8 protein-coding genes and 1 pseudogene are annotated in these 11983 nt (G+C 70.9%); all 9 read right to left on the minus strand.

Features of this window, described 5'->3' with window-relative positions; genetic code table 11:
- Window positions 1–486 (minus strand): annotated as a pseudogene (manB, locus tag B072_RS0103895) (phosphomannomutase/phosphoglucomutase); the annotation flags it as partial.
- Window positions 470–2074: an alpha-amylase family glycosyl hydrolase gene (locus tag B072_RS0103900; RefSeq protein WP_018528618.1), complete on the minus strand. Its 1605-nt coding sequence runs from the start codon at window positions 2072–2074 to the stop codon at window positions 470–472. The pseudogene manB and the gene B072_RS0103900, both read right to left, overlap by 17 nt.
- Window positions 2071–3288, minus strand: coding sequence for a Gfo/Idh/MocA family protein (locus B072_RS0103905; RefSeq protein WP_018528619.1), 1218 nt, complete (start codon window positions 3286–3288; stop codon window positions 2071–2073). Before B072_RS0103905 ends, B072_RS0103900 begins: the two co-directional genes overlap by 4 nt.
- The gene (locus B072_RS0103910) at window positions 3285–4352 is read right to left on the minus strand and encodes a glycosidase (protein WP_018528620.1); all 1068 of its coding nucleotides are present in this window, start codon (window positions 4350–4352) and stop codon (window positions 3285–3287) included. Before B072_RS0103910 ends, B072_RS0103905 begins: the two co-directional genes overlap by 4 nt.
- Window positions 4353–4358: 6 nt before the next feature.
- Window positions 4359–5195: a carbohydrate ABC transporter permease gene (locus tag B072_RS0103915; RefSeq protein WP_018528621.1), complete on the minus strand. Its 837-nt coding sequence runs from the start codon at window positions 5193–5195 to the stop codon at window positions 4359–4361.
- Window position 5196: 1 nt separating this feature from the next.
- Complete coding sequence (locus B072_RS0103920; RefSeq protein ID WP_018528622.1) at window positions 5197–6102, minus strand: carbohydrate ABC transporter permease; 906 nt, start codon at window positions 6100–6102, stop codon at window positions 5197–5199.
- On the minus strand, window positions 6099–7391 hold the full coding sequence (locus tag B072_RS0103925) for an extracellular solute-binding protein (protein ID WP_018528623.1): 1293 nt from the start codon (window positions 7389–7391) through the stop codon (window positions 6099–6101). Before B072_RS0103925 ends, B072_RS0103920 begins: the two co-directional genes overlap by 4 nt.
- An 89-nt stretch (window positions 7392–7480) precedes the next feature.
- Window positions 7481–8500, minus strand: coding sequence for a LacI family DNA-binding transcriptional regulator (locus B072_RS0103930; RefSeq protein ID WP_018528624.1), 1020 nt, complete (start codon window positions 8498–8500; stop codon window positions 7481–7483).
- Between the two features lie 196 nt (window positions 8501–8696).
- Window positions 8697–11807, minus strand: a complete 3111-nt coding sequence (locus B072_RS0103935; protein ID WP_018528625.1) for an alpha-L-rhamnosidase — start codon at window positions 11805–11807, stop codon at window positions 8697–8699.
- Window positions 11808–11983: the final 176 nt, after the last annotated feature.

Raw genomic sequence — 11983 nt, forward strand, 5'->3', positions numbered from 1 at the left:
CGCCGCGTAGTCCTTCAACGTGTCGCGCCGCGTCACCGTTCCCGCCGACGCGGCCGGCTCCGGAGCGCCCGACACGCTCCACTCCTCCACCAGTTCACGGATCTGAGCCAGGCCCGTGTCCTGCCCCACCGGCGCCGCGCCCGCCCGGCACAGCTTGATGCCGTTGTACCGGGCCGGATTGTGCGACGCGGTGAACATCGCGCCNGGCAGGTTCAGCGCCCCCGACGCGTAATACAGCTGATCCGTCGAGCACAGGCCGATCTCCGTGACGTCCGCGCCCAGCGCCGCCGCCCCGCGCGCGAAGGCACCGGACAGACCCGGCGAGGACGGCCGCATGTCGTGCCCGACCACGATCGCGTCCGCGTCGGTCACCCGGACGAACGCCGCCCCGAACAACTCGGCCAGCGACTCGTCCCACTGATCCGGGACCACCCCACGCACGTCGTACGCCTTCACGAGCGCGGAGAGGTCAGGCCTGGAAGTCATCGGTGTGTCCTTCGGTGCAAGAGGTGTCGATCAGCCACAGGGCGGTGTCGGGCGGCAGCATGTCGAGGTCGAGCGTGCCTTCGCTGACGAGCACCGGGCGGCCGGGCATGCTCAACGGCGCAGGCTCAGCGCCCAGGTTGACGACGCAGACCAGCGCTCCCCGGCGGAAGGCGAGCACGTCGTCGCCGGGTGTGGACAGCCAGGTCGGCGGGGCCGCCGGGTCCGGTGCCGGGTGCGCGCGGCGCAGGCGCAGCGCCTCCCGGTACAGGGCGAGGGTCGAGGCGGGGTCCTGGCGCTGCGCGGCGACGGTGTGCCCGGCCCAGTCGGCAGGCTGCGGCAGCCACGTAGCGTCGGGCGGCGCCGTCGTGAAGCCGTACGGTGCGCGCTCGCCGGACCAGGGTAGCGGGACGCGGGCGCCGTCCCGGCCCCGTTCGGTGCGGCCCGAGCGCTCCCACAGCGGGTCGAGGATGCGGTCGTCCGGGATGTGCGCCTGCGGCAGGCCCAGCTCCTCGCCCTGAAACAGGTACGCGGATCCGGGCAGTGCCAGCATCAACAGCGCGGCCGCGCGGGCCCGCCGCAGCGAGCCGTACCGGGTCACCGGGCGCACCGCGTCATGGCTGGAGAGCAGCCAGGTCACGGCGGCGCCCGGCACGGCGAACGAGCCGTCGACCACCCGGCGCAGTTCCGCGGCGTCCCAATCCGCCTCCAGGAAGGCGAAGTTGAACGCCTGGTGCATCTCGTCGGGCCTGATGTACCGGGCAAGCCGTGCCGGGTCGAAGACGGCCGACTCCGCGACCATCACCCGGTCGTGCGGGGCGACCGCGCCGGGCGGCGCGGGATGCGTGTCGAGCAGCGCCCGCCAGTCGCGGTAGAGCGGGTGCAGTTCGTCCTGGTCGTAGTACGGCATGAGGTGGTTGCGCCACGGGTCGCCGTGCTGTCCGGGCCCCGCGTCGGGCTCGCCCTCCGCCTTGAACAGGGCGTGCGCCACGTCCACCCGGAAGCCGTCCACGCCGCGGTCCAGCCAGTACCGCAGTACGTCGGTGAACGCGTCGCGCACCTTGGGGTTGCGCCAGTTCAGGTCGGGCTGCTCGGGAGCGTGCAGATGGCAGTACCAGGAGCCGTCCGGCACCCGCGTCCAAGCCTGGCCGCCGAACGCCGACCTCCAGTCGTTGGGCGGCAGTTCACCGTCCGCGCCCCGGCCCGGCCGGAACAGGTACCTCTCCCGCTCCGCCGCCCCGGGCCCCGCCGCCAGCGCCTCCTGGAACCAGGGGTGCCGGTCGGACGTGTGGTTCGGCACCAGGTCGACGATCAGCTTCAGGCCCAACGCGTGGGCCCGGGACGTGAGTTCGTCGACGTCGGCCGCCGTGCCGAGGTCCTCGGCGACGCCCGTGTAGTCGGCGATGTCGTACCCGCCGTCGGCGAGCGGCGACGGATAGAACGGCGTGATCCACACGGCGTCCGCGCCCAGGTCCCGGAGGTGGTCGAGACGCGCGGTCACCCCGGGGAGATCGCCGATGCCGTCGCCGTTCGAGTCGGCGAACGCGCGCGGGTAGACCTCGTAGCAGACCATGTCCTGCCACCAGCTCATGACCAGGCCTCCAAGGGAATCTGTGGCACCGGCTGGGCGACGCCGGTGTCGGCCGCGACGGTGGCCGCCTCGGCGACCGCCACGGCGCTCAGCCCACTGACGGCGTCCGCCTCCGGGGCGGAGCCCTCGCGCACCGCGCGCACCAGATCGGCGAGTGCCGCGCGCACGCTCTGCGCGTACACGTACGGCTTGCGGGGCTCACCGCCGAGGTCGAGGACGGCGCGCACCTGGTGCGGAACCGTGCGCTCCTCGCCGCGGCCGCGGGCCGGGGCGTCGGCCCCGGCGTTCCGCTCGACCGTCACGGTCACCCGCTCGTCGCCGTGCGGCCGGAACCCGTCCACGGACAGCAACTCGTCAGTGAGGGAGGGGAGTTGCTCCCAAGCGCGGGCCCCGTCCTCGTCCGTCCACGCCGAGATCTCGGCCCGTACGGGGATCCAGCCGCTGATCCGCGTCTCCGCGAACCCGTGGTCCAGGCGCATCAGTTGACGCTCGGCGCGGTGCGCGTGCGTGAAGGAGTGCAGGTGCGAGGCGAGCACCCCACCCGGATGCACGACGTCCGCGCTGACCATGTCGACGGGACCGTCCGGGCGGCGGACCGCGGTGGCCCGTACGCTCACCGGGTCCGAACCGATCAGTGCCCGCGCCGCATCGAAGAAGTGCACCCCGTGCTCGACGAAGATGCCGCCGCTGTGCGCCCGGTCCCAGAACCAGTGGTCGGGGCCCAGGTCCTCGTCCGAGGCGTCGTTCTCGAACAGGAACCGGCGCGCGGGAGCGAGCAGACCCCGTTCCGTCAGCCGCGCCACCGCCCGCAGCAGCGGGTTGTAGCGCAGCACATGGTCGACGACCAGGACGCGGCCGGCGGCGCGTGCCTCGGCGGCCACCGCCGCCGCGTCCTCGGTCGTGGTCGCGAGAGGCTTCTCGCAGAAGACGTGGCGCCCGGCGCGCAGCGCGGTCATGGCCATCGCGGCATGCGTGGCGGGCGGCGTGGCGATCAGCACGGCCTCCACGTCGTCCCGTTCGAGCAATTCGTCCAGCGACGCGAGCGCCGGGACGCCGTGCCGCTCACCGAGCCGCGCCGCTCGCTCGGCGGACGGATCGGCGACGGCCGCCAGGCGCAGGCCCGGCAGTCCGGCCGCCGCGTCCAGGACGAACTCGGCGAAGCCGCCGCAGCCGACCAGGCCGACACCGAGCGGTGCGCGGGCGCCGCCGGTCATGCCGTGCGCTCCAGCAGGGCGACGCCGATGTGCGCGTCGGCCATGCCGTAGAACACGTACAGCTCGCCGTCGATCTCCTCGATCGCGGTCGGGAAGACGACGTTCGGGACCGTGCCCGACATCTCCTCCTCGGTCTCCGGCGCCATCAGCGGCGCGTCGGAGCGGGCGAGGACCTTCGACGGGTCGGCCGGGTCGAGGATCATCGCGCCCGCCGCGTAGGACACCTTCTGGTTCTGCGCCCACGGGTCCTCGATGGAGCCCGAGACGCCGTGGTGGATCAGCAGCCAGCCCTCGGGGACCCGGATCGGGGCCGGACCGCCGCCGATCTTCAGGTCCTCCCACGGGAACGCGGACAGGGCGACCAGGCGGTGGTCGCGCGGGCGGGTCAGGGCGCGGATGTCCGCCTCGACCTCGGCGACCGGCACGTAAGAGATCCAGATGCCGGGACGCTCGTCGGTGACACCGGCGGGCAGGTGCACGCCCTCGCCCGGGCGGAACCAGCCGAGGTCCCACATCGGGCGGTGCAGCATCGCGTACGCCATCTCGCCGTCCGGGCCCGGGACGGGCTCGGGGAAGTGGACGACGTCCTTGTTCGGGAAGAGGTTGAGGTCGGTGTCCAGGTCGGCCTGGTACTGGAACTGGATCGGGCCGAGGCGGGTCCAGTCGGTCAGGTTCTCCGACACGGCGAGGGCGGGCTTCGGGCCGAGCGGGCCGTAGGCCACGTACGACATGACGTGCTTGCCGAGCGACGGGATCCAGGTGATGCGCGGGTCCTCGACACCGGCGTTGTTCTTGCCGCGCTCCCAGCCCTCGTCGGGGGAGAGGACGACACCGCGCCGCTCGACACCGTTCGGCACGCCGTCCTCGTCGAAGGTGACCTCGGCGAGACCGACACGGGAGACGTTGCCCTCGGAGACGAGGCGGGGGAGCAGGTGCAGCGTGCCGTCCGGAGTGCGGCCCGCGGCCGGGTTCAGGACGCCCTCGACCTCGTTGGCCTCACCGGCGAGCGGGGACATGACGACGCCCTTGCGGACCATGCGGTAGGGGATGTGGGTGGTGCTCATGTGGGTTTAGCCCTTTACTCCGGAGTCGATGTCGGTAGAGGTGAAGTGGCGCTGGAACAGCAGGAACAGGACCACCGCGGGGACGGCGAGGACGACCGCGCCGGCCAGCAGGGCGCCCGCCGGGTTGGCGACCGTGCCCTGCATGTTGGAGAGGAAGCTCGCCAGGGAGACGGCGAGCGGCTGCATGTCGGCGTTCTTGGTGACGAGGAACGGCCACAGGAACTCGTTCCACGGCCCGATGAACGTCAGCAGCAGCGCGGTCAGCACCGCGGGCCGCGCCATCGGCAGCGCGATCCTCCACAGGATCCGCAGCTCGCTCGCGCCGTCGATCCGGGCCGCCTCGAAGAGGGAGGCCGGCATCTGCAGGAAGAACTGGCGGAACAGGAAGACGGCCGTCGAGTTGATCGCGAACGGCAGGATCATGCCGAGGTAGTTGTCACCGAGCCCGTAGTCGCGGACCACGAGCACATACAGCGGCAGCGTGAGCAGCTGGAACGGGATCATCTGCACAAGCAGCAGCGCACCGAACACGGCGCCCTTGCCCCGGAACCGCAGCACCGCGAGGCCGTACCCGGCGAGCACGCCGAAGACGAGCGTGCACACCAGCACGCCGATCGTCATGATCCCCGAGTTGAGAAGCGAACGGCCCACCGAGATGGCGCCGTTGATCGCCGAGTAGTTGGCGCCGGTCAGCCCCGAGGGCACGGCCGCCGACAGGTCACCGACCGTCTTCGTGCGCAGCGAGCCGACGACCATGTAGTAGAAGGGGAAGAGGAAGGCGACCGCGCCGAGCGACAGCAGTACGTAGCGCACGGTCTTCGCGGCGCCGAACTTGGCACGCATGTCAGTTGCCCCTCTCGGAGAGCTTGCGGGCGACGACCGAGACGACCGCGACGAAGGCGATGAGGACCACGCCGAGCGCGGCCGCGAAGTCGGGGTGCCCCTGCTCGATGCCCTTCTGGTACATCAGCAGCACCGGCGAGGTGGACGCGTGGTCCGGGCCGCCGCCCCCGGTCAGCAGGTACGGCTCGCTGAACAGGTTGGCGCCGGTGATGATCGCGTAGATGACGACGAGCGTCGTCGCGGGCCGCACCCCGGGCACCGTCACCGAGAAGAACTGGCGCACGGGTCCCGCGCCGTCGACGGAGGCCGCCTCGTACAGTTCGCCCCCGACGTTCTGCAGCGCCGCCAGGTACAGCATCACGAAGAAGCCGAGCTGCTTCCACGTCACGAACACGGCGATCATCGGCATCGCCAGATGCGAGTTGACCAGCCACGACGGATCGGGCGCGTGCGAGCCGAGCAGATGGTTGACGAACCCGTCCGAGCCGAACAGGAACTGCCACACCGCGACCAGGGCCACGCTCGCCGTCACGTACGGGAGGTAGAACGCGGCGCGGAAGAACGCGCGCCCCCGGATCTTCGCGTTCAGCGCGCTCGCCAGGACCAGGGAGACGCCCACGGTCAGCGGCACGTTGATGACGAGGAAGATCGCGATGTTGAGGAAGGCCCGGCCGACGACGGGGTCGGTGAAGACGTCCCGGTAGTTCGACAGGCCCACCCACGGGGCGTCGATGTGGGTGCCCGGCGCCGTGAAGTAGAAGCGGTGGAAGGAGATCCACACCGTGTAGACCAGCGGCACGGCGAAGACGACCAGGATGAACAGGACGTACGGCGACACGAACAGGGCGCCGATCCGGCCGCCGCGGCCGTGTCCCTTGCGGGGAGCCCGGTGGACTGTGGCGCTCATGACGGGTCCTCGTATTCGTCGAGCAGGTGGGAGATCTCGGAGGAGGCGTCGCGCAGCGCCGCATCCGTCGACTCGCGGCCGAAGACGACCGACTTCGTCCACGCGTCGCGGAAGGCCTGCCAGATGTCGACGGAGCCCGCCACGTTGGGCACCTCGACGACCCGCTTCGCCTGCTCGGCGAACGCCTTGTACGTCGGGTTCTTCGCGAAGAAGTCGGCGTACTTCGACGTCAGGTCCGTGCGCATCGGCATCTGGCCGGTGGTGTCCAGGAACTTCCCGTCCTGCTTCACCGACGTCGCGAACTTCAGCACGTCCCAGGCCGTGGCCCGGTTCTTGCAGGAGCTGAACATCGACACGGACTTCTCGTCGCTGAACGAGTGCTTGCCCGCACCGCCGTCGGCGGTCGGCACCGGCACGACACCGATGTCGACGTTGTTCTTGTACGCGGCGACCGCCCACGGCCCGACCGTCGCCATCGCGGACTTGCCGTCGTTGAGCGGGTCGCCCGGGTAGGTCTCCTGCGGCGCGAGCTTCTCTGCGTACAACGTCCGCCAGAACGCGGCCACTTGGCGTCCGGCCTTCGAGTCGAACTGCGGCGTGCCGTCCTCGATCAGCTGCTTGCCGCCGCTCTGCGCGGCGAACGCCGGATAGAAGTCGTACCAGGGCTGGAAGAAGTCACTGCTGGGGGAGGGCCAGATCGCCGCCTTCGCCGCGCCGCTGCGCACCAGCTTGCGGGACGTGGCGAGGAACTCGTCGTACGTCGCGAGCTTCGGGTGCTCGGGGTCCAGACCGGCCTTCTTGAAGAGCTTCTTGTTGTAGAGGATCATGACGGGATTGCTCTTCCAGGGCAGCTGGTAGAACTTGCCGTCCGACGACCGGTACTGGTCCGCGAGGGAACCGCTGCGCTTCTCGACGTACGAGGCACCGTCCGCGAAGTCGTCGAGCGGTACGAGCCCGTTCTGCTTCTGGAACGTCGGCACCGCCGCGGGCGAGGTGTTGAACGCCAGGCAGGCGCTCGTGCCCGCGATGATCGAGGCGCTGATCGCCTCCTCGGACGTCTTGCCCGCCGGGATCTGCTGCGCGGTGACGTGCTGGTCGGGGTGCGCCTTGTTCCAGGCGGCGACCATCGCCTTGCCCCACTGCACTTCCTGCGCGTTGTTGGACAGCCACACCGTGATGGGGCCGCGCGACGCGGCGGCGGACTTCGCGTCCGGTGCCGCCCGACCGCAGGCCGTCGCCGCGCCCGCGAGCGCGAGTACGAGCAGCGCGGACGCCGTTCTCCTCAGCATGTTGGATCTCCGAACTTTCCACGCGCGGCCTCGTCGCCGTGCGCCATGGCCGGTCCGCGCGAACGCGACCGGTACGTGATGTCCCTGCGTCAGCCGCGCGGGGCGGGCCCGATCGAGGCGCGGGGCACGAACTGGGCGGGCGGCAGCGCCACATGCGCTGCCTCGCCGACGGCGATGACCGCGTCCAGGGCGCGGGCCGCCGCCTCACCCCAGCCGCGGGCGTCCGCGCGGGCGGAGGCGAGCGGCGGGAAGCTGTAGCGGGTCAGGGGGGTGTCGTCGTAGCCGACGACGGAGAGCTGGTCCGGCACGCGGATGCCCAGCTCCTGGGCGACCGAGAGACCGGCCATGGCCGCCAGGTCGTTGCCGTAGACGATCGCGGTCGGCGGCTCGGCGAGCGCCAGCAGCTCGCGGGTGGCGCGGGCGCCGCCCTCGGCGCTGAATCCGCCGGGCAGCGCCGGCCCCTCGGGCAGGCCGAGGTCGCGCAGCGTCTGCTCCCAGGCGTGCCGGCGCCGCTGCGCGTGCCGCAGCTCCCGCGGGCCCTCGACGTGGGCGATGTGCCGGTGGCCGAGTTCGGCGAGGCGACGGACCGCTGCCGCGTAGGCGGGCTCGTCGTCCAGGCAGACCGCGGTCAGGCCGTCGCCCCACTCGGGACGGCCGATCACCACCGCGGGAAGACCGAGTTCCTTCATGAGCGCGGGGCGCGGGTCGTCCTGGCGCAGGTCGGTGAGGAGGACGCCGTCCACCTGCCGCTCCGCCGCCATCCGCTCGTACACGCCGCGCTCTTTGGCGGGCGTCGTGACGTGCACCATCAGCCCGTCGCCGCGCTGCCCGATCACGGTCTCCACCCCGGCGATGAACGCGGGGAAGAACAGGTCCGTGCCGATCTGCTCCGGCTCCCGGGCCAGCACGAGCCCGAAGGCACCGGCTTTGCCGAGGGACAGGGCACGGGCCGGGCGGCTCGGCGTCCAGCCGAGCTCGGCGGCGGCGGCCAGGACGCGGGCCTTGGTCTCCTCCGCGACGCCGGGCCGGTCGTTCAGGGCGAAGGACACGGTGGCACGGGAGACACCGGCGCGCTGGGCGACGTCGGCGATGGTGGTCTTGCGTGCCATGGTGCTGGACTCCCTGTCGGCGGATCGCACGCACAGCGGGCGACTCGCGTTCAAACCGGTTTGAACCGCGGAACGGGGTTAACCAAACCGGTTTGAACGGCGAGGCGTCAAGGGTTCTTCAGTTGTGATCTGCGTCGCAGCGGCGCAGGTGGGGGCGAGGAGGTGAGGGCGGGGGAGCCCGCCCTCACCCCGCAGGTCAGTGCACCGTGCTGGTCACCCGGTACCGCCCGGCGGGCACCGTGAACGACGCGACCCCGTCCGCGAAACCGGCCGCCCGCACCCCGTCGACCTTCGCCAGCGGCGTGCGCCCCTCACGGACGGCGTCGGCCGACACGGCGGGCAGCTTCAGCGTGGCCGTGGTGTTGGCCGGCACGACCGCCTCGTACGTCAGCGTCCCGTCCTTGGCGAGCGACCACGCGCTGCTGATCTCCCCGTACGGCGACAGGAACGTGCCGGAGACCTCCGTGATCGCGCCGGTCGGGTCGAGGTGCGGCCGCAGCGTGAACCGCTGGAAGCCGGGGTGCTCGGGGTCGCCCGCGATCCCGGCCATGTACGCGTACATCCACTCGGCGATCGCGCCGTACGAGTAGTGGTTGAAGGAGTTCATCTCCACCGGCCCGAAACCGTCCTCCTTCGAGTACGAGTTCCAGCGCTCCCAGATGGTCGTCGCGCCGTTCTTCACCGAGTACAGCCACGACGGCATCGCGTCCTGGTGCAGCAGCTTGTACGCGAGGTCGGCGCGGCCCTCGTCGGTGAGGACGGGTGCGATGACGTTGGAGCCGAGGAAGCCGACCGAGAGCGTGTTCTCCGCGTACTGCACACGGGCACTGTCCGGATGGGCCGCCTTGTACGCCGCGTCGTTGCCGATGTTGTCCGCCAACAGGCCCACCAGGGAACGGCGTTGGGCCTCGGTGTCGTAGAAGCCGAGCTTGAGGACCCACAGCAGCGCGGACTGGCTGTTGTCCTCCGGGTCGCCGCCCATGGGCGGCTTGCCGCCGATGCTCGACTTCACCGTGATCGTGTCGCCGTCGACCTGGACGTACTTCGCGAGGAACGCCCCCCGGATGTCGCCGAACAGGTCGTCGTACGCCTTGGCCTCGGTGTCGCGTCCGGTGGCGCGCGCCATCTGCGTCATCAGGCGGACGCTGTAAGCGTAGTAGACGTCACTCATCAGCTGCGTGCCGGTGTTCTGGAACGCCAGCCAGTCGGCGAAGATCGCACCCTGTCCCGCGTAGGTGTCGCCGCCCTTCTCCTTGATCCAGTCGATGTAGTGGACCATCGCGTCCCAGCTGCGGTCGACGATGGTCGCGTCGCCGCTCATCTGCCACACCGTCCACGGCACGATGACCCCGCAGTCGGCCCAACCGCTGCACGGCGCCGCCGCGTTGTACCGGTTGCCGGGCGCCACCGCGGTGAACTGGGCGCCGTCCACGCCGTAGATCTTCTGCGACTCGATGAGGATCTCTTCGAAGTGGCTCAGGAAGGCGACGGCGTCGGTCGTGTTGTACAGGCCGGTGTGCGAGAAGACCTGCGTGTCACCGGTCCAGCCGAGCCGCTCGTCGCGCTGCGGGCAGTCGGTCGGCACCCACAGGTAGTTGCCGCGCTGCCCCCAACGCACGTTGCTGATCAGCTGGTTGATGTCGTCGTCGTTGGTGCTCAGGCTGCCGGTGTCGGTGAGCGAGGACGTGCCGACCTTGCCGACGAGGCCGGAGAAGGTGACCTCGGTGTCGGGCGTGGTCACCTCCACGGACACGTAGCGGAAGCCGTAGAAGGCGAGCGAGTCCTGATGGGTCTCGCCCTCGCCCTCGCCCTTCAGGACGTACGTGCTGGTCGACTTCGCGGAGCGCAGGTTGGCCCGGTAGAGTGAGCCGACCGGGCCGTCCGCGCCCTCGCTGTCGTCGTTGAGCATCTCGCCTGTTTTGACGACGAGTTGGGCGCCCGCCGGGCCCTTGACCGCGTAGCGCGGCACACCCACCAGGTTCTGGCCGAGGTCGAACACGGCCGTGTCACCGGTGCGCAGAGTGACCGGGCCCGGCTCCTTCGTCGTCGTACGGTCCGGGTCGGGGACGATCTCGCCCTTGCCGTTCGCGCTGGAGGACTCGCCGGTGACCTTGTTGTAGACGGTGACGGACCGCGGCGTGCGGTCCCACTTGTCCATCAGGCGGGCGGTCTCGCCGGGGTAGGCGACGAGCTTCGCCTCGGGGAACTTCGCCGCGTAGCCGACCTGTTCGACGTCCGCCCACTTCGACGCGTCGAAGCCGCCCTCCGCCCAGCCGTCGAGTTCCCGGCGCGCGTCGTACGTCTGACCGTCGTAGATGTCGTCGGCGCGGTAGGGGCCGGAGTCGGTGGCCTTCCAGCCGCCGCCGTCCTTCGTCACCAGGCTCTGCGTCGATCCGTCCGTGTAGCGGACCAGCAGCTTGGCCTTGAGCGCGAGCGCGTTGCCGTCCTTGGAGTAGTACGTACTGCCCTCGGATATCCGGGCGTTGTACCAGCCGTTGCCGAGCACCGCGCCGACCGCCACCGCACCGCCGCCGCCCGCGACCAGGTCGGTGACGTCGTACGTCATGTAGTTCACGGTCATGTCGTAGTTGGTCCAGCCGGGCGTGAGCAGTTCGGGCGTGCGCCCGCCGTCCTGCGGCACGGTGACGCGCCGGCCGTTGACGTACGCCTCGTAGACACCGAGCGCGCTGACGTACAGGCGTGCCTCGGCGACCCGCCTGCCCTTGGTGAGCTGTGCCTCGGAGCGCAGCATGGGCGCGCCGGCGGAGTTCGGGGCCTTGCCCTTCATGCCGATCCACTGCGCGCCGTCCCAGTTCGTGACGCCGTCGGTGCTCAGCAGACTCGTCTCGAACCAGGCGGGCGCCGAGTCGCCGACGGGGCGGCTCCTGTCGTCCCAGGCGGTCACTTTCCAGAAGTACCGCGTGGAAGGCTTGAGTTGGTGTCCGTCGTAGGCGACGGCGACCGAGTCGGCGGAGTTCACACGGCCGCTGTCCCACACGTCGGCGCGTGCGGCGGCGAGGCGTGCGGCGGACGAGGCGACCTGAATGCGGTAGGCGCCCTGGGCGAGACCGCGACGCTGCGAGCCCAGACGCCAGCCGAAGCGGGGGTGGGTGGCGTCCGTGCCCAGCGGGAGGACGCGGTGTTCGACGGTCAGGCCGGTGACGGCGCCGTCCTGGGCGGGGGGCGCGGGGGACGCGGGGGCGGCCACGGCCGGCGCGGCGGCGCCGAACGTCCCGGCCGCGGCCACGACGGGCACGGCGCCTGCTGTCGCGACGAGCACGGTGCGTCGGCGGATGTCGCTGGTCATCTGTGGGGTGTCCCTTCGACGGTGAAGGTGATGAAGGCGCTGCCGATTGAAACCGTTTCAAACGATTCAATGCGGGGTGGAGGAACTTAGAGGCAGCTGTGACGGTAGGCAAGGGGTGTGCAACTACGTAGTTGTGTCAGTGGATTGACAGAGGGTGCTCGCGCCCGCAGAGTGGC

Source organism: Streptomyces sp. HmicA12 (genome assembly GCF_000373565.1).
GTDB lineage: Bacteria > Actinomycetota > Actinomycetes > Streptomycetales > Streptomycetaceae > Streptomyces.